This window comes from Psychrobacter sp. CAM01 (genome assembly GCF_032842965.1).
Lineage (GTDB): Bacteria > Pseudomonadota > Gammaproteobacteria > Pseudomonadales > Moraxellaceae > Psychrobacter > Psychrobacter celer.
Map to the genome: position 1 here is coordinate 306,830 of NZ_JAWJBL010000008.1, position 21,724 is coordinate 328,553.

Annotated in this window: 16 protein-coding genes; 9 read left to right on the forward strand and 7 right to left on the reverse strand. The window is 47.8% G+C overall.

Annotation, left to right across the window (positions count from 1 at the left end; genetic code table 11):
- Nucleotides 1-290 precede the first annotated feature (290 nt).
- From gdhA to R0I52_RS05025, 5 genes are all read left to right on the forward strand, one after another.
- On the forward strand, nucleotides 291-1,637 hold the full coding sequence (gene gdhA, locus R0I52_RS05005) for an NADP-specific glutamate dehydrogenase (protein WP_317053422.1): 1,347 nt from the start codon (nucleotides 291-293) through the stop codon (nucleotides 1,635-1,637).
- A gap of 353 nt (nucleotides 1,638-1,990) precedes the next feature.
- Nucleotides 1,991-3,973, forward strand: a complete 1,983-nt coding sequence (locus R0I52_RS05010) for a glycosyltransferase family 2 protein (RefSeq protein WP_317053423.1) — start codon at nucleotides 1,991-1,993, stop codon at nucleotides 3,971-3,973.
- Between the two features lie 30 nt (nucleotides 3,974-4,003).
- Nucleotides 4,004-5,281: a glycosyltransferase gene (locus R0I52_RS05015; protein ID WP_317053424.1), complete on the forward strand. Its 1,278-nt coding sequence runs from the start codon at nucleotides 4,004-4,006 to the stop codon at nucleotides 5,279-5,281.
- A 239-nt stretch (nucleotides 5,282-5,520) separates the two neighbouring features.
- Complete coding sequence (locus R0I52_RS05020; RefSeq protein ID WP_317053425.1) at nucleotides 5,521-6,726, forward strand: hypothetical protein; 1,206 nt, start codon at nucleotides 5,521-5,523, stop codon at nucleotides 6,724-6,726.
- A 42-nt stretch (nucleotides 6,727-6,768) separates the two neighbouring features.
- Nucleotides 6,769-7,740: a glycosyltransferase gene (locus tag R0I52_RS05025; protein WP_317053426.1), complete on the forward strand. Its 972-nt coding sequence runs from the start codon at nucleotides 6,769-6,771 to the stop codon at nucleotides 7,738-7,740.
- Nucleotides 7,741-7,824: 84 nt separating this feature from the next.
- Here R0I52_RS05025 and R0I52_RS05030 read toward each other — a convergent pair whose 3' ends face one another.
- The 6 genes from R0I52_RS05030 to hutU all read right to left on the reverse strand — a co-directional run bounded on the left by R0I52_RS05030 (nucleotide 7,825) and on the right by hutU (nucleotide 16,553).
- Nucleotides 7,825-8,601, reverse strand: a complete 777-nt coding sequence (locus tag R0I52_RS05030; RefSeq protein ID WP_317053427.1) for a hypothetical protein — start codon at nucleotides 8,599-8,601, stop codon at nucleotides 7,825-7,827.
- Nucleotides 8,602-8,782: 181 nt separating this feature from the next.
- On the reverse strand, nucleotides 8,783-10,135 hold the full coding sequence (hutI, locus tag R0I52_RS05035; protein WP_317053428.1) for an imidazolonepropionase: 1,353 nt from the start codon (nucleotides 10,133-10,135) through the stop codon (nucleotides 8,783-8,785).
- A 290-nt stretch (nucleotides 10,136-10,425) separates the two neighbouring features.
- Complete coding sequence (hutG, locus tag R0I52_RS05040) at nucleotides 10,426-11,505, reverse strand: formimidoylglutamase (protein WP_317053429.1); 1,080 nt, start codon at nucleotides 11,503-11,505, stop codon at nucleotides 10,426-10,428.
- 192 nt (nucleotides 11,506-11,697) lie between these two features.
- Nucleotides 11,698-13,260, reverse strand: coding sequence for a histidine ammonia-lyase (hutH, locus tag R0I52_RS05045; protein WP_317053430.1), 1,563 nt, complete (start codon nucleotides 13,258-13,260; stop codon nucleotides 11,698-11,700).
- Between the two features lie 100 nt (nucleotides 13,261-13,360).
- Nucleotides 13,361-14,752, reverse strand: a complete 1,392-nt coding sequence (locus R0I52_RS05050; RefSeq protein WP_317053431.1) for a YjiH family protein — start codon at nucleotides 14,750-14,752, stop codon at nucleotides 13,361-13,363.
- 67 nt (nucleotides 14,753-14,819) lie between these two features.
- Nucleotides 14,820-16,553, reverse strand: coding sequence for a urocanate hydratase (hutU, locus tag R0I52_RS05055; protein ID WP_317053432.1), 1,734 nt, complete (start codon nucleotides 16,551-16,553; stop codon nucleotides 14,820-14,822).
- 318 nt (nucleotides 16,554-16,871) lie between these two features.
- Between hutU and R0I52_RS05060 the strand changes: the two genes are divergently transcribed.
- The 4 genes from R0I52_RS05060 to R0I52_RS05075 all read left to right on the forward strand — a co-directional run bounded on the left by R0I52_RS05060 (nucleotide 16,872) and on the right by R0I52_RS05075 (nucleotide 20,453).
- Entirely contained in the window at nucleotides 16,872-17,636 is a 765-nt protein-coding gene (locus R0I52_RS05060) for a UTRA domain-containing protein (protein WP_317053433.1), read from the forward strand.
- Between the two features lie 385 nt (nucleotides 17,637-18,021).
- Entirely contained in the window at nucleotides 18,022-18,858 is an 837-nt protein-coding gene (locus R0I52_RS05065) for an amino acid ABC transporter substrate-binding protein (RefSeq protein ID WP_317053434.1), read from the forward strand.
- Nucleotides 18,858-19,595: an amino acid ABC transporter permease gene (locus R0I52_RS05070; protein ID WP_025644029.1), complete on the forward strand. Its 738-nt coding sequence runs from the start codon at nucleotides 18,858-18,860 to the stop codon at nucleotides 19,593-19,595. Before R0I52_RS05065 ends, R0I52_RS05070 begins: the two co-directional genes overlap by 1 nt.
- 114 nt (nucleotides 19,596-19,709) lie before the next feature.
- On the forward strand, nucleotides 19,710-20,453 hold the full coding sequence (locus R0I52_RS05075; protein ID WP_317053435.1) for an amino acid ABC transporter ATP-binding protein: 744 nt from the start codon (nucleotides 19,710-19,712) through the stop codon (nucleotides 20,451-20,453).
- Nucleotides 20,454-20,603: 150 nt separating this feature from the next.
- Here the strand turns inward: R0I52_RS05075 and R0I52_RS05080 are convergent, their stop codons facing one another.
- A complete protein-coding gene (locus tag R0I52_RS05080) occupies nucleotides 20,604-21,554 on the reverse strand; it encodes a DMT family transporter (protein WP_317053436.1) in 951 nt (316 codons plus the stop codon).
- Nucleotides 21,555-21,724: the final 170 nt, after the last annotated feature.

Consider the following 21,724-nt stretch of genomic DNA (forward strand, 5'->3'; position numbering starts at 1 on the left):
AATTTATACAAAAAACGTTGACCATAACTTTTCATGATGGTGATATTCACTAGACTTATACCCTAAAAAAATGATATATAGTTATAGGATAGAAACGGTCATTGCTACTGAGCGTCTTGTTCAGGTGTCACATTATCCCGCTTTTCTACTCCCGCAAGCTTCTATATACCGCAGTGTATAGGGGCGATTGTAGTCTTACATCAATGTCCATAATCCCCTTCGTTTGTTGCCATACGACGCGACATCGATGTAAATAAACACGTCCACCATTTTTACCCTAAGGAACCTATATGAGTATCAGTCAGGCCATCGAAAAAGTCGAAGCGCGTTACGCCCATCAACCTGAATTTGTCCAAGCCGTAAAAGAAGTGGCACTGACTATCGCGCCTTTATACGACGCCCATCCTGAATTTCAAAAAATGAAGATATTTGAGCGCTTGGTTGAGCCGGATCGTATTATCTGCTTTCGCGTCAACTGGGAAAACGATAAAGGTGAAGTACAAGTCAACCGCGGCTGGCGTGTCCAGTTCAGCAACGCGCTTGGTCCTTACAAAGGCGGCGTACGGTTTCATCCAACCGTCAACCAATCAGTGCTTAAGTTTTTGGGCTTTGAGCAAATTTTCAAAAACGCTTTGACGGGTCTGCCGATGGGCGGCGGTAAGGGGGGCGCTGATTTTGATCCTAAAGGTAAAACAGACAGCGAAATTCGCCGCTTTTGCTATGCGTTTATGCGTGAGCTGCACCACTATGTCAATAAAGACATCGATGTGCCAGCTGGTGATATCGGTGTCGGCGGCCGTGAAGTCAGCTATATGTTTGCCATGTACAAAAACTTAACGCGTGAATACGGTGGCGTGTTGACAGGTAAGGGGGTGGGATTCGGTGGTAGCTTGATGCGTACAGAAGCGACAGGCTACGGTGCGGTGTACTTCTTAGAAAACATGCTCGCTGCTCAAAACGAGAGTATCGAAGGCAAAAAAGTACTGGTGTCAGGGGCAGGCAACGTCTCGCTCCATGCCGCCGAAAAAGCCTGCATGCTAGGTGCGACAGTCCTGACGGTCTCTGACTCACAAGGGACGCTCTATGACGCAAACGGTCTAAATCAAGAAAAAATCGATTGGCTAAAAGCGCAAAAAGCCCAGAGCAAGCCACTGTGCGATTATGTCGATGTCTATGGAGGGGAGTGGTTCGCGCAGCAAAAACCTTGGCATATCAAAGGTGATATCGCCATTCCATCAGCCACACAAAATGAAGTCAACGAAGACGATGCCAAACATATGGTCGAAAACGGCATCAGATATATCGTCGAAGGCGCGAATATGCCACTGACGGCAGAGGCAGTCGATCATATCCGCTTGCACCGTGTGCATTATGCGCCAGGTAAGGCAGCAAACGCAGGCGGCGTGGCGGTCTCAGGTCTTGAGATGTCACAAAACTCGGTACGTCAATACAAAACCTTTGAAGAAATAGATGAGCGCCTAAAGTGCATCATGAAAAACATCCATGACTGCTCGGCTGAAGCGTCAGCAAACTATGGTCAAACGGACAACGGCTATATCGACTATATGGCAGGGGCCAATATCGTTGGCTTTAAGCGGGTGGCGGACGCACTGTGCGCTTATGGTATCTTAAACTAACGCCTTCTCGCTGCTGAGACACTGTCAAATACCGCGCTTATCATATATAAGCGCGGTATTTTTTTGTTTGTATAAAATATTTATGAGCGCAAAGACTGATTGTAAGCCCGAGGCAATAGACGCCAGCTAAAGATTTCTAGATTATAAGGTATTAATTTATAAAAGTTTTTACATTTTTTACTTGAAGTTACATTAATCTGTTTTTTTAGACAGTTTATAAATAATCATCGTCGATCTTTTTGACTATCATCAATTATCTCAGTGTTTATCGCACGGAGTTATATCATCAATCATTCATGTCACGAGCATACGATGCCGCTGACAATGACGATATGTTTATCAAAGGATGAATCATGACAGTCAATAAGGAGGTCTATCCTGATGGCCACTCAGGTGTATCAGGTTTATATCCAATGATACAGGATAAACCAAATGCGGAGCGGTTTGCTTACAGCGGTGGTCAAGATTATAACAATAATGGCAGTGAGGCTATTAGTAATCGAGCGGCGCATGCCTTTGGCTCTTATCTATCAACCTCTAAACGCGCGCAGACCAGCTGGTATAAGTACCCTGTATTAAATAACCATATAAATAATCATGTAAGCGAGCAAGTAACCAACCATCTACGTAGCAATGATCGCCTAAAACCCTACCGCCAAAATATCCGAAGGAATATAGAAAATGATACAAAAAATGGTATAAAACCTGTCGGCAAACTTGAGCGGGTGGGGTGTCTAGCAGGCGATGCGGTCGGTACTATCAATCAGGCAACGACTCATGCAGTGGGCGCGCAGCCGATACGCTTGAGCTTTCAGTTGATGACCCGTGCTGAGCCTGCGGCAATGGTAATTGCGACCATCAAATCGTTGCTAGCCATCAAAGCGGCCGACGATGAGATATTAATCATAGATAACAACCATACTCAGCGTGAGCTTTATGAGCCTTTGGCAGATTTTTGTCATGGCTTGGAGCCGCATCTCAACGTGCATTTTTATCATATCGATGCGGTGGCAGGGTTTAAGTCAGGTGCGCTCAATTTGGCACTGGGGCTGATGGACCCTAGCGCCAGTCATGTGGTGGTGGTCGATAGTGATTATCAAGCATTGCCACATGCTCGTGATGCCATCATCAGCGCTATCAAGGAATATCCTGAGCATGCTCTATTGCAATTTCCGCAGTTTTATCGTGATGCAGATAAAGCGGATGTCCATAGCGAATTAAATCATTATTTTAACCATCATCTATATCGCTCTTTTAACCGTCAGCGGGCGTTATCTACCGGTACTTACGCGGTGATACGCCGAGATGCTTTGGTGGGTTTAGGCGGCTGGTCAGGAGCTTCCATTACTGAAGATGCGCAGATGGGGGTGCTGCTCCATCGTATGGGTCTGCACAGTCGTTTTATACCCAAGGTGATTGCTACCGGTATATTGCCCACCACGCTGTGTGATCTGATCGCTCAGCGGCAGCGCTGGGTATATGGCAATGTACAGGTGCTCAACTGTTACTTTGTTACGCCGTCATCTCTAACCGCTGATAGCAGCGCAAATACAAATGTAAGCCAGACGATGGGCGAGCGTTTGCAGTATATGCGTGCTCATTTTTCGCAGCTGAGTGCCTGGATTAATTTCACGGGGATTTTTATCGTGCTGCATGTCTGTACGCTGCTTATCGTGCTGACGGCACTGGTAATAGGCGCACAGGTGGATATGGCAATGCTGCTTACGCCCTTATATGTGGTTTATGCCGCTTACGGCGTGTTTTTGTTGCGACGGCTGTGGGCCTATGCGCAAGACCGCTCACCGCTTAATCAGCAGGTAGCTCAGCACGTTACGCCAACCTTTACCAATAAGCGACGAGCGTGGGCACTACACCTAAACTTTTGGGAAATCGGCGCTTTGTCATGGTGGCCTGTGCTGTGGGGCCGCGACAAGCCATTTGTGTGTACGCCCAAACAGGCGGAGATTAGTAGCCGCCGCAGCGTATGGCAGGCCAATGTTTGTGCCTTACCAAAACGGCTACTCATACTTAATGTCATTACCTTAGCCGTGACCTCACCGCTATCAGCGCTGTATTCGCCTTTGTTATTTGTCAGTGCGCTTGTGGTCACTGTCCTCAAGCTATGGTCAGCAAAAGTGGCTTTTGATAATTATGGGTATCCACCTGAGGTGGATGACCGCTATGCTGATGAGCATGATACGTATGACGAGATCAATAACACTGTAAACCAAAGCTGTGTGATTAAAAATAATATCGCTAAAAATAAAAATACCGCTAGAGATAATATTACTAAAAATAAGCGCCCAAATAACACCGATCCAATAAAAAATATATAGCTGAATAATAAAATAATAAATGGATGACGTATGCTGACTTCTATCAAAACCAACCCAAATAGTCATATAAAAGCTAAAACCCCTAATATCGTTATGGATAAAATATACGACTTGCCTGAGTCACCGGCGGCGTGTGAGACAACCGATGGGGCAAACGTTAAAGAAAGAAAACCACGACGTATTGCCATCATCGCTCACTCGTTATATCCCATTGCCCAGCCTTATGCAGGTGGTCTTGAGATGATCACTCAGCTGATCTGTGATGAGTTGGTGGCGCAAGGTCATCAGGTGCTGCTCTACGCTCATGCGGACAGTCAAACCCATGCCACACTAGTACCCTTTATGACCCGTGATGAGTTTGAAAAAACAGTTTATGCCGATGAGCATGAGTCAGTAGAGATGAGCCGCGAGGAGCTGTATCAGTATCTGGTCTATCAGCAGGCGCTGCGCGATATCATCAGCCGTGATGAGCAAGGAATGATAGATGTGGTACACAATCATAGCTTGCACCATGTGCCGATGATGATGGGGCAGGCGTTTGGCGCGCGGTTTTTTACCACGTTTCATACGCCGATTTTTCCGCAGCTGCGTCTGGCACTACTGACGCTACGGCAAGGCACTCAAACTCAATTTACAGCGATCAGTGGTCATCAGCAGCAGTTGTTTGCTGAGTTTGTGCCCTCGCATGTGGTCTATAACGGCATCGATGTCCACTCATTTAATGCCAATACAAACCCAATTGCTGATGAAGTGTATTTTTGGTACGGGCGCATCTGTCCTGAAAAGGGCACGCATTTAGCGATGGACTACTGCAAAGCGGCAGGCAAGCGCCTGATTATTGCAGGACCCAAAAGTAATGAGGAATACTTCGATGACTATGTGGCACCGTTATTAGAAGCCGATAGAGCGAGCGCTGCGCCGTTATTTGATTATGTTGGACATTTAAGTAAGGATCAAATCAACGAGCAGTTAAGCCAATCGACCGCCATGCTATTTACCAGTACTTGGGATGAGCCTTATGGTCTGACGCTCGCTGAGAGCCTCGCTTGCGGTACACCTGTGATTGGCTTCGATGTCGGTGCCAGTGCTGAGATTATCACGCATCAGACAGGTATTATCGTACCCAAAAAGGATAAAAAGGCATTTATACAAGCGTTTGCTGACATTCAGCATATTTCACGAGCAGCCTGTCGTGCTCGCGCTGAGCAGTTTTGTTCAGTCGCTGCAATGGTCGATGGTTATCTGCGTTTATATGAGCAGGCAGTAGCGGTTGATGACAGCGATAGCATCCAAGAGGCGTTTGTCTAGGGCGTGTCTTTATTTCAAAAATGGTGATAAAAATGAGATAAATTGCGGTCAAACAAGGAAAATAGCGCCGTTAATATCGGGATATTGACCAGCTATTTGACGATGTTTGGCAAAATTTGGCCATTTTTAGCCCATTTAGATAACTATCGAGTGAATTGAAGACACGCCCTAGCATTCTTTCCTTTTTCTTTATGTAGTGAATATCAATGACTGGCTTAATTTGTTAGGAACTATTTACCATGCGTATCGGCTACTATGCTCATCATCACGGCTCGGGGCACTGCCGGCAAGCAGACAAACTGACCGCCTTACTACCACCAGAGCTGCGTTCGCAAATGACGGTGTTTACCAGCTTACCTGCCGATGGTTATCGCTTTAGCAGTATAAATGATGAGCACATCGTACGTTTAGACGCTGAGGATGAGCGACCAGATGATGTGCTAGCGGGGCGAGCAGGCGAGTATTGGCAGCCAAGCTGTTTGCACTACTCGCCAGTAGGCAACAAAGACATTCAGAGACGCAGTTGGCAGCTGCTTGATGAGATACATCAGCGCCAGATTGACCTGATGATTATTGATGTGAGCGCCGAAGTGGCTATGCTATGCCGTACCGCTAGTGTGCCTTATCTCTATGTACGGCTGGCAGGCGAGCGTGATGATGCGCCGCACTTAAACGCCTTTGCGGGCGCGCTTGGATTATTAGCCCCTTATCCTAAAGCATTAGAGGCGGCAGCCACGCCGGACTGGGTACGACGAAAAACGCTGTATCTTGATTTTTTACCAAGTAACGCCCAAGGTTTGCCTAGCTTTTGTGAGTTTATGGACGAGCTTATGACATTGACCCATGATGATGCTATTCATAAACAACTGGTCGCCAGTGTCGATAAGTCTTCTATCGTTACTGTGATTAAAGGCTATGGCGGGCACGAAGCGATTGATGCCAAGTTGCCAAAGCTACGCCAAATACTACCAAACGCTATAGTTGTCTCTCTTGGTCCTATCAATGATGAAGTACGGCATTGTGTCGATATTGCCGCCCACGTCGATGATGTGACGCCATTTATCGCCTATAGTCATCTGCTATTGATGGCGTGTGGCTTGAACGCAATTGCGCAGGCCTATGATTATGCCACGCCGCTTATTGTATTGCCTGATGTGCGCCCGCACCGTGAGCAAGAAGTGATGGCAGAAGCATTAATCGAACAAGGTCGTGCGCTTAGTTGGCCACAGTTTATCGCCACAGCCTCTAGTATGGATACTCAGAACCTATTGTCTTCTCTCTCCATAAATAATAAGTCAATTGACCATGAGCAGACTGCTTTGACAGATAGGCAAGCCAATTTGGCGGCGAAACGTTTTATGAATAGCATTGCTAACTATATTTCTGTAAAAGATTGGTTTCAAGATTGGCTATTGCCGCAGTTGGACTTAAAACCCAAAAAATAAGAAATAACAAAGAAATTTATAATAATAAGAGCAAATATTTCCATGACAACGACAACCAGAGCTCAAGACGCCGCACATAACACCATTCCCGTGAGTGTAATAACGACTTGCTATGGGCGCAATCGACATCTTTACAATCTACTTGCTAGTCTGGCGCAGGGCAGCGTCAGGCCGCGCGAGGTGGTTATCGTTAATGATGACGCCGAGGCTGAACGTCTGGCAGATTACGATTTAAATATTATTAAGATAGCAACGACTACAGCGACTGAGCATGGATTGACGAGTAGCGCCTCGTTTGATATCGGTCGTAACCGTAATCTTGGCGCTGCATGTGCTAGTTATGAGGCTATGATTTTCTTGGATGTGGATTGTATCGTCGCCTATGACTTTATCGACGGGCTATATGATAAATTGCAAACGTATCCTGATGCGCTACTGATGGGCCAGCCACGTTATTTAACGCGCCCTTTGACGGATGATGAGGGTAGTCAGCTACAGCAAGGTAAATTGGCCGCCGCCTTGGACAAGCTATCGGTATTTAACCCTTATCGTGATAACTTTACCCAACATCGCAATGACAATGTCGATGCTAATATTAAAAAAACGCAAGATTATGGCTCATTTTGGAGTCTATGCTTTGCCATAATGCGTCATCAGTTTGAGCGGATTGGCGGCTTTGATACCGGTTATGTCGGCTACGGCGCTGAAGACACCGATTTTGCTTTTATGGCACGTGCTTTAGACATTGATTTTTATCTGACCAATGACGTGGTTTACCATCAACAGCATAGCGTCTACCGCCCGCCACTCAATCATCTCGATAGCATAGTCATCAATGCCAATCGCTTTTATGACAAGTGGCAACACTGGCCGATGGCAGGCTGGCTGGTAGAGTTTGTGCAGCTAGGTTTGATTGACTGGCAAGAGGCGCAGACAGTGCCCATTGAGATTCTTCGGCAACCAAGTAGCGCTGAGATTGACGCCGCACATTGTCCAGATGCGCCTTATGTGTAGACGGTTCTTAGTTCTGCTAATACCGATGCATCATTAGTATCAATGAGCAGTTAGTATCAATGAATAGTGAATTTTGATGAGCAACTAATACTGACGAATAATCTCCACCCCTGTAGGCGGCGTTGCAAGCGCTTGCCGCTCAAACGCCCAGTTATGTCCTTCCCAAAAATGCGCGGTCTTATCATCATTATTAAAACCTAACATGATGATCGATAGCGGCGTCTTAGCTTTCTGTTTTTGCTGAATATGCAGGCGTGCAGATAAGAGTAACCGGTATAATAAAAACCCTGACGTCGGCGCCGACGAATGGATATCTGCAAAGATAGGATAATCCGCCACTACTTTATGCTGCTCTGACAACATGCGGCAATACTCATCGCTGCGTAATAGTTTCTCAAGCGGTTCTGGAATCTCTAGCACTCGGTTAGCCGTTATAGGATCATCAGCAGGGTTTGGATCATCGCATGGCATGGGAAACTGATAGGCAGTATTCCCAAACAAGATGCCAAGCGGTGCTTGCTTGGTCATATCGAGCATCGCTGTCACATTATTGCTACGCGGTGGTAGGCCAAAATGCAGCTTACTGTCACCGATTTGTCTAAAAAATAGCAGCTTTGGTAAATCTTTGGCGAGCGGATGATGGGCAAAGAAATCTGCATGAATAAAGTCATTAAATAACACCAACATATCAGTAGGCTGCAATAGCGTCTCTAAGCTTGCTGTGTCTATCGACGGATTATTGGCGATAAATATCACACGCTGGCTTCGTATTAACTGCGCCTGCGTGATAGGCGGTAGAGCGGCAAATGCTTCTGCAGCAAGATGGCTGCTACTGATGTTTGGTAGTGATTGATCAAGCATATCTGGCATACCAATGTAATTAAGGTATAAAGGTATAGACGGTGAGTGAGATTTTTCTCATGTGCTCATTACAGTATAAAGAAGAAGGTACTCAGGCTTGTTTGAGTTTTGAAAATAGAAAAAATCTGGCAATAAGGTATTGCCAGATTTTTTGTTATGAATAGGCTTTTATAGGGGTTTGTTATACCGCTTCACGCCATCTGCCTTGTACCATAATACCTGCGATAGGGTTTAATCCCATTTGATAAGCAAGGTCAGCAGGGCGGGCGATGTCCCATAATACCAAGTCAGCATCACAGCCCACTTCTATCTTGCCTTTTTTGGCGAGGCCTAATGCTTGCGCTGCATGCACGGTCGCCCCTGCCAATACTTCTTCCGTAGTGAGATAAAATAAGGTACAGCCCATATTCATCGCCAATAACAGCGAGGTGAGCGGCGAGGTACCGGGGTTGCAATCGGTTGAGATAGCCATCGGCACCTGATGTTTGCGCAACTTTTCAATCGGTGGCAACTTGGTATCACGCAGCGTATAAAAAGCCCCCGGTAATAGCACGGCTACCGTTTTGCTTGCGGCCATTTTTTTAATATCGTCTTCTGCTAAGTGCTCAAGATGGTCGCTTGATAGCCCTTGGTATTCTGCTACCAAAGCGCTGGCACCTATGTTTGAGAGCTGCTCAGAATGTAGCTTCACAGGCAAGTCTAATGAGCGAGCAACATCAAAGACGCGCTTAATTTGCTCACTACTAAAGGCGATGTTTTCACAAAAACCATCGACCGCATCGATTAAGCCCTCGCTATGTAAGATGGGCAACCACTGGCAAACTTGCTCAATATAGTCATCGGCACGGTCTTTATACTCAGGCGGTAGCGCATGGGCGGCCAAATACGTGGTGCTAACATGAATGTGGTGTTTGTCGCCGAGCGCACGAGCGACTTTTAGCATTTTACGCTCAGTGTCTAAGTCCAGCCCATAGCCTGATTTGATCTCGATACTGGTCACGCCCTCGCGCAAGAGGGCGAGCAGACGTTTTTCACTTTGGGTAAATAATTCTTCCTCACTTGCTGTACGAGTAGCGCTCACTGTCGAGACGATGCCGCCACCTTGCGCGGCGATATCTTGATAACTGGCACCTTGCAAGCGTGCTTCGAACTCGTTGCTGCGATTGCCGCCATACACGATATGGGTATGGCAATCGATAAGTCCGGGCGTGATCCAGTTGCCATGTACGTCTTTGATTTGATCGCTTTTATAATGAGTTAGATGCGGTTTGATTTGCTCATGCGTACCAACCCATGCGATTTTGCCGTCTTTGATACCGATAGCAGCGTTTTCTAATTGACCATAAGGGGTGCTTTTGTTTTGATCATTGCTTTGATTGGCGCTTTGATTGGCGCTTTGATTTTCACTGTAAATATCAAAGCCGTATTGCGCTGAAAAGGTGGCAAGATTGGCATTGATAATGAGGTGATCAAATGAAGTCAGGATGGAGTCGTTTATATGCATTTGATCTGTAGGATTTATTGTATGAGTCATGGTGAGCTCCTGCTTATTAGTATAGATTTAGTGCAGCCATCCATCGTCCGTTTATTTTAAAATAGACAGTGTGTCGTTGGTAAAAACGCTTCTTGCTGTGGTGCTGCTGACAGAGGGTGTGCAAAATTTACTTCAGTAACCTTGTATGGTTGGTTTATTTTAAAAATGTTATAGCGTGACTGGTATAAATTTTGCTCGCTTGTTGTGCGCAAGCGAGACAAAGGCTTCGAAAAATTTATCCCAGTCACTTATATCAATAGCAACCACATTTTGATTCTATATCGATTTATTTATACTAAAAGTAAATGCTGCTCGATAATAGTGGCTAAGAGGCGAGCGGCGACTTTACAGCTGCGTGCATCAATATCAAAGGTCGGATTAATCTCGGCGATATCAGCCATTTTTACTTTGCCTGATGCCATGATACATTTGACCGCGCGCTCAACGAATGCCAAGTTAATGCCATAAGCAGCGGGTGCACTGACGCCCGGTACCACGCTCGCTGGCAAGCAATCCATGTCAATGGTTAAATAGATGACATCAACGTCATTGATAAATTTCTCTATTTGCGCCGCAAGTTTTTTCCATTTTTTATTGGCGCAATCTTCGTCGCTGATAATATGCACGCCTAACTGCTCAGCACGGTCAAAGAGTGCGGCAGTGTTAGAAAATCGACTGACGCCGATACAGCAATAGTGAAATGGCTGATCTTGCGCCTCAAGGTGCTCGGCAATTTGGCGAAAGGGCGTGCCAGAGGTGGCGACATCAGACTGACGAATGTCCAGATGCGCATCAAAGTTAATAATGCCAATACGCGGCGGCGCATTGTTGTTACTGGTAGCATCTGTCTGCTGTAGCGCCTGCCATAATCCTAAAAAGCTGCCATAAGCGATGGCATGACCGCCACCAATTCCAATGGGTAGCCCGCCTTGCTGGATAATGTGACTGACTTTATCAGCGTAGGTTAATTGAGCTTGCTCGAGGGTGCGCTCGGCAAAGTCATCATTATCATGACAATGTATGTCACCAGCATCACCCAGTAGCGTTGATAGTTGCCCATCAAAGCGTTGTTGCAGCTCAGCGATGACGGGCAACGCCGCAAATACTTGACGAATCAAAGGCGGCGCTGCTCTGGCTCCCACGCGTCCTTGATTGCGTCTGACACCTTGGTCACAAGCGAAGCCGACCAGCCCAATGCGCTGGCCGTTTTGCTGGTTGTTTTGTTGACTACTGCTATCAAAGGCATAAGGCTGCGCTATCTGATACCAGTAGCGGGCGCGTGCAGACTCAAACGGCTCTGCACGTCCAGTCCAGCGGCTCATATCAGCAGTGCTGTGGCTAACGGCTGTGTCAGGCATTGATAGGCTCATCGCTGATTTCCTTTAATCCGTATTGCTTGTGTATATTTGAGCCGCTATAAAATAAGTACAGTGCGACTGGTATAAATTTTCTTTGCTTGCTGTGTGACTTCGTCACTCCAGAGGCTGCATAAAATCCATCCCAGTAGCACGCCATAAAAGCTGTACTCTTTTTGTTTAGCACTTACTATAAAAGGATGCTATTTATTTAGACTCGTACCAGTCACTACGCAGTGCCTGCCAATGCTTTGTCAGTGCGCCATTTAATACCAGCTGTTTTGCCGCTTCGATATCAGGGGCTAGGTAGCGATCTTTGTCATAAAAAGTCACTTGCTCACGCAACTTTTGGTGGGCGGCCTGTAATGCTTCGGAAGTAGCAAGGTTACGGTGGAAGTCAATCCCTTGACCAGCAGCCAATAGCTCAATGCCAACGATGGTAGCGGTATTTTGCGCCATCTCATATAGGCGGCGGGCGCTATAGGTGGCCATCGACACATGGTCTTCTTGGTTGGCAGAGGTTGGGATGCTATCGACACTGCCTGGGTGAGCCATGGACTTGTTTTCTGAAGCCAGCGCTGCTGCCGTCACGTGAGCGATCATAAAGCCGGAGTTTACCCCCGCATTTTCCACCAAAAATGGCGGTAAGCCACCTGATAAGGTTGCATCAATCAATAGTGCCACACGGCGCTCAGACATAGAGCCAATCTCAGCGATTGCTAAAGCGAGCATATCTGCGGCAAAGGCCACTGGCTCGGCATGGAAGTTACCCCCTGAGATAGCAACAGGGCCATCTTCATTGTTAAAAATAAGCGGATTATCCGTCACCGCATTAGATTCAATTAATAACGTTTTGCCTGCTTGGTTGATGATATCAAGGCAAGCGCCCATCACTTGTGGCTGGCAGCGTAAGCAATACGGATCCTGTACTCGATCATCTTGCTCGTCATTGTGCGAAGCACGAATAGCACTGCCTTTAATTAGTTGACGGTGGGCTTTGGCGATCTCTATCTGACCATGGTGACCACGCACTTCATGAATACGCGCATCAAATGGCGCATCCGAGCCTTTGGCGGCATCAATAGACATAGAGCCGACGATGGTTGCTGTTTCAAGTAAATCTCGTGCTAAAAAATAACCACGTAATGCCAGTGCTGTTGAGACTTGTGTACCGTTGATAAGGGCAAGGCCTTCCTTGGCTGCTAGGGTGATGGGCTCAAGACCATGCTGCGTTAATGCCTCAGCGGCAGGCATTTTTTTGCCGTCAACGTAGACGTCGCCTTCGCCCATCATTGCCAGCGTCATATGCGATAAAGGCGCTAAGTCGCCAGAAGCACCAACAGAACCTTTGGCCGGAATGTTTGGCGTAATTTGATGATTAATTAAGCCAAGTAAACTATCGACGACCTCGCGGCGAACGCCAGAGACGCCTTGAGCAAGGCTGGCTACTTTCATCACCATGATTAGCCTGACCACGTTATCCGGTAGCGCCTCACCCGTACCGACTGAGTGTGAGATGATCAGGTTGCGTTGAAGCAATTCAAGCTGGTCGTCGCTGATACGAGTCTTGGCTAATAGGCCAAAACCAGTATTGATACCATAAGCGCTCTTATCACGGGCGATGATGGTACGTACATCTTCATGTGAGGCATCGATTGCCTCATAAGCGCTGGCGGGTAAGGTGAGGTGGACAGGGTGATTATAGATATCACGTAGCATCTCAAAGCTTAGCTTACGTGGATGGAGAGTCAGAGTTTTGATAGCGGTCATAGGAGAGTCCTAAAGTTAAAAACAATATGAATAATATGCTTTAGTGTTCTGATTTACTTAATGGTATCGGCTCGGCGCTGATGCTGGCAGATGACGCGATTTAAGCCATCCAGCCGACATACATAGCAAAATGTCCGAACGCGGCTGCGAGTAGGACGCTAAGGGCCACACGCTCAAACCATATGACGATCATTTTGCCAACCGATACTGGAATTTCTGTTGCGAGTACACACGGAATCATGGCAGAAAAAAACAGCACGCTGCTAATCGATATCACCCCAGCGACGTAGCGTGTTAGGATATCTGCCTCACTGAGTAGTAATGCTGGTAAAAACATTTCAGCGAGCCCAGCAGACATACCTTTAGCAGCCACTAAAGGCTCTGGCAAGCCGCCGAGCCACGTAAATGGATACAAAAGCAGACCCAATACATCAAATACTGGGGTGTATTTGGCTAACAAAAGACCGGTTAGCCCGACAGCAATAATAGAGGGCACAATGGCAGCAGCCATCATCAGACCATCGCGAAAATTAGACCATAAAATCTGTTTTAAATCAGTTGCCTGACGCGACGTCGCTAAGCCTAAATCAAACGCGGCGGCCAGCCGTTTGCCACGGGTATGATCGAGTGGCGGGCGTTCAACGTCATTGTCAAAAAGGCTAATGGGCGGAATACGAGCGGTAATAGCGGTGACGATAAAGGTAATCACTAGTGTTGACCAAAAAAATACGTTCCAAAACTCCATTAGGTTTAAGGTTTTGGCAACAATCACCATAAACGCTGCCGATACCGTAGAAAACCCAGTAGCAATAATGACGGCTTCACGCGCTGAGTATTGTTTTTGTAGGTACACACGATTGGTAATCAATAAACCAATAGAGTAACTACCCACAAAAGACGCAACGGCATCAATAGCTGATGAGCCAGGCGTTTTCCAAATCGGTTTCATAATCGGCTGCATCAGCACACCGACCATCTCAAGCAAACCAAAACCCACCAAAAATGCTAAGATTAATGCCCCGATAGGGACAATCATACCCACCGGTAATGCCAGCTTTTCAAACAAAAATGGCAGCATGTCAGCTTCCATCATATAAGCAGGGGCGGTGCCAGTCATATACATCACCGCCAAAACCAAACCGACTATCTTAAACACGGTCAGGGTCTTGTGGGTAAGGTTTTTGCGCCATGAACCGTCTATGAATGGCTTGCCAACACCAAATATCATCAGCAAAAACAACAAGGTCACAGACAAGGTGTGTTGCTGAGTGACCAGATAAGTGGCCCCATGATCAAACAAAATCGTGCTTTTGTCACCGATGGTAAAGGGCACAAAAAACATCACCAAGCCAATAGCACTAAAGACAATAAGTTGTAAGAGTGCTATGGGTTTGGATAGCAGCTTTTCAGACCGTAGGCTAGCAGGTGCTGGACTGTCTAGAGGCGTTATAGGTACAGAGCTGCCTGGAGGCAAAATATCACGTTCAGACATATTATCGTCCTTGATAAAGTGTTGATGATGTCCTTATATCATCCGAGCATATAAGGACAGGAGCAAGCTATCTAATCATCGGCAGATGTAAACCATAGTCCTTAGCGGTTTTGATTGCCAGCTCGTAGCCGGCATCGGCATGACGCATCACCCCTGAGCCGCAATCATTGACCAGTACTCTTGATAAGCGCTTGGCAGCAGCATCTGTACCATCGGCGACGATGACCATGCCAGAGTGCTGCGAATAACCCATGCCCACGCCGCCGCCATGATGGAGGGATACCCAAGTAGCGCCACCTGCGACATTTAGCATACCATTTAATAGCGCCCAATCAGACACCGCATCTGAGCCGTCTTTCATGCTTTCAGTTTCACGGTTTGGGCTGGCAACGGAGCCGGTGTCTAAATGGTCACGGCCGATAACGATAGGGCCTTTGAGCTCACCGTTTTTGACCATCTCGTTAAAGGCAAGTCCTGCTTTGTCACGCTCGCCTAGACCTAACCAGCAAATGCGGGCTGGCAGACCTTGAAACTGAATACGCTCTTTTGCCATATCCAGCCAGCGATGCACATGGGTGTTTTCAGGGAACAGCTCTTTGATTTTTTGATCGGTTTTATAGATATCTTCTGGATCGCCTGATAGCGCCACCCAGCGAAACGGCCCTTTACCTTGGCAAAACAGCGGGCGCACATAAGCGGGGACAAAACCTGGGAAATTAAAGGCGTCTTTTACCCCTTCATCAAAGGCCACTTGGCGGATGTTATTGCCATAATCAGTGGCAGGTATTCCCATGTTTTGTAGATCCAGCATGGCCTGTACGTGTACGGCACAAGAGGCGGCAGCAGCTTTGCTCAACGCCGCATGTTGCTCTGGGTTTTCTTGCGCCGCTTTCCACTCATCAACGCTCCAGCCACTTGGCAAGTAGCCATTGATTAAGTCGTGAGCGGAGGTTTGGTCAGTGACTAAGTCAGGTTTTATCTCGCCTGCGTTCGCACGCTTGACCATCTCAGGTAGGATATCTGCGGCGTTACCAAGTAACGCAATAGAGACGGCTTCACCGGCGGCGGTATGCTGCTTGATCAGCTCATAAGCATGGTCAAGGTCATCCGCTTGCTTGTCGACGTAACCGGTGCGCAAACGAAAATCAATGCTGGATTGCTGACATTCGATGTTTAAAGAAGTTGCACCAGCAAAGCTTGCGGCCAATGGCTGTGCGCCGCCCATACCGCCAAGACCCGCGGTCAAAATCCAGCGTCCGCTCCAATCGCCATCATAATGCTGGCGGCCTGCCTCGACAAAGGTCTCATAAGTGCCTTGGACGATGCCTTGGGTGCCGATATAAATCCAGCTCCCAGCGGTCATCTGCCCGTACATAAACAAGTCTTTACGATCAAGCTCGTTAAAGTGCTCCCATGTCGCCCAGCGTGGGACGAGGTTGGAGTTGGCAATCAACACACGTGGGGCATTTTCATGCGTTTGAAAGACGCCAACCGGTTTGCCAGATTGTACGAGCAAGGTCTCATCGTCTTCTAACGCTTTAAGAGAGGCGAGGATTTGATCATAGCTTTCCCAGTTACGGGCAGCGCGGCCAATCCCGCCATAGACGACTAGGCTCTTTGGGTTTTCGGCCACATCAGGGTGCAGGTTGTTTTGAATCATACGATACGGCGCTTCGGTCAGCCAGCTTTTACAATTCAGTGTACTGCCAGTGGGCGCAGCGATATCACGGCTGTCATCACGGCGAGTAAAGGTGTTTGCCTTATGGGCGGTGTCTGTGGTGGTTTCCTTGGCAGTAGTCATGAACAGATCCTTTTGAATGTGCATCGCTTATTTACACTACGTATTTGCGTGGTCTATTTGCGCGGCATTTAGCAATAATATTGAAAGTACCTAATAAGTTGTATATACAAATTATCAAAGATTTATTTTTCATGCAAGCATTTTTTTGTATGGGGTAAGATCTTTGACGTACGTCTGTCTTGGTGACGGCTTTTCTTTGTCTTCTGTGGTTGGTGATCCAACGCAGGTAGTGATTAATGGATGAGGGCTGCCGCGGCGACTGATGGTCATGGTATTATGAAGCTATTATTTTGCTAAAACTGACGGTAAAACACGGACATGACAAAACAAGTTCCCGCTTATCAGCGGATCAAAAACGCAATCTTGGATAATATTCACTCAGGGAAGTGGCAAGCAGGTGAGGCCATCTCTACAGAGATGGCGCTGGCTGAGGAGTTTGGTGTATCGCGCATGACGGTCAACCGCGCGCTAAAAGAGCTGAGCGAGGAGCGAGTATTAGAGCGCCGGCAAGGCTCAGGGACCTTTGTCGCCCAGCAGCAGTTTAATCATACCTTTGTAGAGGTGCGCAATATCGCGCAGGACTTGCGATCGGCCAACCGCGATTATCAAGCGCAGGTGGTGAGCAAACGTGTGATCACCGCAAGTATGCTAGATGATGAGCTGCGCCGTAAGTTTGCTATCGACAGTGCGGCAACCACAGGCGAGAGGAGCGCGGCGGATAGTAGTGCGGCGGATAGTAGTGCAGCGGTCTTATACGAAGTGAAAATCATTCATTTTGCGGATGCTCAGCCCATACAGTTTGAAGAGCGCTGGGTCGATGCACAAAAGCTGCCTGAGTTTATCGAGCAAGACTTTAGTATTATCAACACCAGTGAGTACTTGATTGCCAAAAGTCCACTGGAGCGCGGTAGCTATACCATTCGGGCGCTAGCAGCACCAGATGACATCGCCGCGCTGCTACAGATTGCCCCGCAGTCGCCTACATTGGTGCTGCGCCGTCAGACATATTCAGCAGGGAAGGTGTTGACCTTTGTCAAAATGTGGCACGCAGGGGAGCGCTATCAGTTCGCAGGCGAGCTGTAACCACAAACGAGCAAAATTGGCTGCTGCTCACTGTTTTTGTACGTTTATTCTTACCTAAGTGCGTTAATATAGAAACAATTGAGCTTTTGTGTTTTAAACCCTTTTGTTTGAAAACCTTTTTTTGAAAGATAGGGACAGGCTGTGATAAGAAAATGCAGAAAGTAGCCAACGCAGTATTGAAAAATTTATCTACAATCCTCAAATCGGGCAGCTAAAGCCGATGCGCGCTGTGCGGACACTGTCCAAATACGATTTGTTTGTAAGAGTGTTTGCCTGCATAATTTTATCATACTGTTTTCCTATACAGCTTTTGCATACAGCACGGGCACCCTATACTCTTGCTAGACACTTTTAGACTTATTCATTCATCTTATAAGGACGCCTTATGAAACGTCGTACTCTTTTAGCCCTCGCCGCCAGCACAGTCCTGCTCGCTGCTTGTGGTCAGTCTACTACCAATGACGCCGATAGCAATGCGACTGATAACGCCGCGAGCGGTGGCTCTGATATGCTGCAACGCATCAACGATGGCGGCACGATCAATGTGGGTACAGAGGGTACCTATCCGCCGTTTACCTATCACGATGAAAGCGGCAAGCTGACCGGCTACGATGTCGAAGTCACCCGTGCGGTGGCGGATAAGTTAGGCGTTGAGGTCGAGTTTAAAGAAACCCAGTGGGATGCGATGCTTGCAGGCTTAGACTCAAAGCGTTTTGATATGGTGGCCAACCAAGTCAGCCTAACGACGCCTGAGCGCCAAGCAAAGTATGACCTCGCGCAGCCTTATAGCTGGTCTGGTGCCGTGGTACTAGCGCCCACCGACGACAATCGTTATGGCTCATGGGATAGCCTAAAAGGCCTACGTAGCGCCCAGTCGTTAAGCAGTAACTATGGTGAGCTGGCCGAACGCTATCAAGCCGAAATCGTCCCTGTCGATGGTATGGCGCAAGCGATTCAGTTGGTCAAGCAAGACCGCGCTGACTTTACCATGAATGACAATTTGGCCGTACTCGATTATCTAAAAAAATTCCCAGACAGTGGCCTTGAGATCAAACTGGTTGCCCCGGCCGACGAGCAGCGCGGTTCAGGTTTGGTACTGCTAAAAGGCAATGACGCTGTCGTGACGAAGTTAAATGAAGCCATGAGCGAGCTGCATGCCGACGGCACGCTGACCAAGCTTAGCGAAGAATTCTTTGGTGCTGATATAAGTCAACAAAAATAATGCTAGCGTCTCTTACCTCAGCGTTAACCGATTTATTGGCACTGCTGCCCTTTATGAGTCCTGATCGGGCACAAATCGTCATCGACTCGTTTTGGCCGATGCTCAAGGGCGGTATCTACTATTCGATACCGCTGGCTTTGATTTCGTTTGCCATCGGTATGATGATTGCGCTGGTCGTGGCGCTGATTCGTATCGTGCCACGTACAGGCTGGCTGCATGAGATTGTCTACCGTCTGGCCCGTATCTATGTCTCAGCGATCCGCGGGACACCGATGCTGGTGCAGTTGTTTATTATCTTTTATGGCCTGCCAAGCGTCGGCGTCAAGCTCGACCCGTTTCCTTCAGCGATTATTGCCTTTTCGCTCAATATCGGTGCTTATGCCTCAGAGACAGTGCGCGCCTCGATTTTGTCGATTCCAAAAGGTCAGTGGGAAGCAGGCTCGACGGTTGGTTTGACGTATCTGCAGACCTTTCGCCACGTGATTTTGCCGCAAGCGTTACGGGTATCGGTACCGCCGTTGTCCAATACCTTTATCAGTCTGGTCAAGGACACGTCATTGGCATCGCTGGTATTGGTCACAGAGCTATTTAAGCAAGCGCAGATCATTACCGCCCGCAACTATGAGTTTATGCTGGTTTATACCGAAGCGGCTTTTATTTATTGGGCCATTTGTTTGTTTTTGACCTTTATCCAAGGCAAGCTTGAGACCAGACTCGATCGTTATGTGGCCAAATAAGCGACAAGTATTGGCCACTGTCGCCATTTCACTCAAGCGACGAGCCAAGTATGGTAGTAGCTATTTGCTTACTCGTGTTTTGTTATTATTCTTTATCTGTCAGCGGAAACCTCTATGATTCAAGTCAGTAATATTCACAAAGCCTTTGGTGACAATCAAGTACTAAAGGGCATCGACTTGACCATCGAAAAAGGCAAGGTGGTGGTGATACTTGGGCCGTCAGGGTCGGGCAAAACCACGTTTTTGCGTTGCTTAAATGCGCTAGAGATACCCGATCAGGGCGTTATTGCTTTTGAAGACGGTAGTTTGACGGTAGACTTTGCCACCAAGCCTAAGAAAAAAGATTTGCTGGCACTGCAGCGTAAGTCTGGCATGGTGTTTCAGTCTTATAATTTGTTTCCGCATAAAACAGCGATAGAGAACCTAATGCTTGGGCCGACGGTGGTACAAGGGCAGAGCAAAGCCCAAGCGCGTACGCAGGCGCTGGCCTTGCTCGATAAGGTGGGTTTGGCAGACAAAGCAGATTTGTATCCGTTTCAGCTCTCGGGCGGGCAGCAGCAGCGCATCGGCATCGCGCGGGCGCTGGCCATTGAGCCGTCGCTGTTATTGTTCGATGAGCCAACCTCAGCGCTTGATCCAGAGCTGGTACAAGACGTACTTGGTACCATGAAACAGTTGGCCTCAGAGGGTTGGACGATGGTGGTGGTGACCCATGAGATAAACTTTGCTCGTGATGTGGCCGATCATGTGGTCTTGATTGAGGGCGGCCATGTGGTCGAAGAGGGCAGCGCCAAGCAGCTGTTTGAAGACTCTACCCACCCTCGCACGCAAGCGTTTTTACAGCGTATCGAGCAGTAATAGGTGCAATAGATATTGTCTGGCGCAAATTCACTACTTTTAAATAAGTCTTTACGCAAAAAATAGCCCCAACGATGACATCATGGTTGGGGCTTTATTTGTTTTTTATGCTAACTTTTCAGCTCATCTCTCACTAAGGCTTTTGTTTCGCTAAAAAGGCTTTGGTCGTCGTCTGAGCCAGCGTGGTACGCGAGTGGTCGTACCATTTAACATGGCATTTAATAAAGCTGCCAGCAAAATCAGTACCACACCCACATATTGTATCCATGAAAGCGCCTGATGCAGGAGCAGTAGCGCCAAAGCAATGGCGGTCAATGGCTCAAAGATGGTAAACACCGAAGCGCGTGTGGCAGGCAGTTTCTCTAATGCTTTCATATACAGCGCAAACGGCACCACCGTACCAATCAAGGAAAGCCCCAGTGCGTAGCCCCAGGTGGCCAGCGGTAAGGCAAATAGCTGCCCGTAAGTACGATACGTCTCAGGCAACAACAGCAGTACGCCAGCACTGATGATAATCGAGGTAAAAAACACCAACGGCGCAGGGTGGGCATAGTGCATCGCGCGTTTGCCAAGGACGCCGTAGAGCGAATAACACACGCCAGATAGCAGCCCAAGCGCGATACCCCAGTTGACTTTTGCCTCATCACCTAGCATCGTCAAACCCACGCCAAACACTGCCATCAGCGCCAGTAGTGCAGACAGGCGGGTGATGGGCTCATCGAGTAAAACCGCAGAAAATAGTAGGCTAAATACCGGTGCGGTATATAGCAAAGCAACCGCAGGGCCAGCGCCGACATAGATGACGGCAAAAAAATAACAGAGCGACATACCAAGCACGCCTATCAAGGACTGCAGCGTCAGCCCCAGCCACTGCTTTGGACGTAGCTTAATCAAATGGGGCCAGAGCGTTGGTAGCATGGCCAGCACCAAAAAAGCGGCGCTCACGATACGCAAAATAGTAATCTGCCAGCCACTAAAGCCGCTCTGGTTTAGATAGGTGGAAAATATCCCAAGCGTGCCCCAACAGACCGCAGCGCTAATGATTTGAATGGTGCCTATCCATGACTGCCGCGTTGTCATCGCGCTATCGGTGTGTGCCATATCCTTCTCTACATCTATCATCAAATCCAAAAATAAGCGAGCAGCTTGCAGCCTAGTAGGTGCTGTTTGCTCACTACGCGCCTAAAATAACAAAAGACAACCTGATAAAGGCTGTCTTTTGTTGATTTTTAAGTCTATCACGAAAGCATGGCTCATGTGCAAACCCTTCT

Excerpts from the sequence above, each read along its gene's own strand:
- R0I52_RS05030 (WP_317053427.1), bottom strand. The coding sequence starts at position 8,601 with ATGCTTGATCAATCACTACCAAACATCAGTAGCAGCCATCTTGCTGCA.
- R0I52_RS05075 (WP_317053435.1), top strand. The coding sequence starts at position 19,710 with ATGATTCAAGTCAGTAATATTCACAAAGCCTTTGGTGACAATCAAGTA.
- hutI (WP_317053428.1), bottom strand. The coding sequence starts at position 10,135 with ATGACTCATACAATAAATCCTACAGATCAAATGCATATAAACGACTCC.
- R0I52_RS05025 (WP_317053426.1), top strand. The coding sequence starts at position 6,769 with ATGACAACGACAACCAGAGCTCAAGACGCCGCACATAACACCATTCCC.
- R0I52_RS05080 (WP_317053436.1), bottom strand. The coding sequence starts at position 21,554 with ATGGCACACACCGATAGCGCGATGACAACGCGGCAGTCATGGATAGGC.
- R0I52_RS05060 (WP_317053433.1), top strand. The coding sequence starts at position 16,872 with ATGACAAAACAAGTTCCCGCTTATCAGCGGATCAAAAACGCAATCTTG.
- gdhA (WP_317053422.1), top strand. The coding sequence starts at position 291 with ATGAGTATCAGTCAGGCCATCGAAAAAGTCGAAGCGCGTTACGCCCAT.
- R0I52_RS05015 (WP_317053424.1), top strand. The coding sequence starts at position 4,004 with ATGCTGACTTCTATCAAAACCAACCCAAATAGTCATATAAAAGCTAAA.
- hutG (WP_317053429.1), bottom strand. The coding sequence starts at position 11,505 with ATGAGCCTATCAATGCCTGACACAGCCGTTAGCCACAGCACTGCTGAT.
- R0I52_RS05020 (WP_317053425.1), top strand. The coding sequence starts at position 5,521 with ATGCGTATCGGCTACTATGCTCATCATCACGGCTCGGGGCACTGCCGG.
- R0I52_RS05065 (WP_317053434.1), top strand. The coding sequence starts at position 18,022 with ATGAAACGTCGTACTCTTTTAGCCCTCGCCGCCAGCACAGTCCTGCTC.
- hutU (WP_317053432.1), bottom strand. The coding sequence starts at position 16,553 with ATGACTACTGCCAAGGAAACCACCACAGACACCGCCCATAAGGCAAAC.
- R0I52_RS05070 (WP_025644029.1), top strand. The coding sequence starts at position 18,858 with ATGCTAGCGTCTCTTACCTCAGCGTTAACCGATTTATTGGCACTGCTG.
- hutH (WP_317053430.1), bottom strand. The coding sequence starts at position 13,260 with ATGACCGCTATCAAAACTCTGACTCTCCATCCACGTAAGCTAAGCTTT.
- R0I52_RS05050 (WP_317053431.1), bottom strand. The coding sequence starts at position 14,752 with ATGTCTGAACGTGATATTTTGCCTCCAGGCAGCTCTGTACCTATAACG.
- R0I52_RS05010 (WP_317053423.1), top strand. The coding sequence starts at position 1,991 with ATGACAGTCAATAAGGAGGTCTATCCTGATGGCCACTCAGGTGTATCA.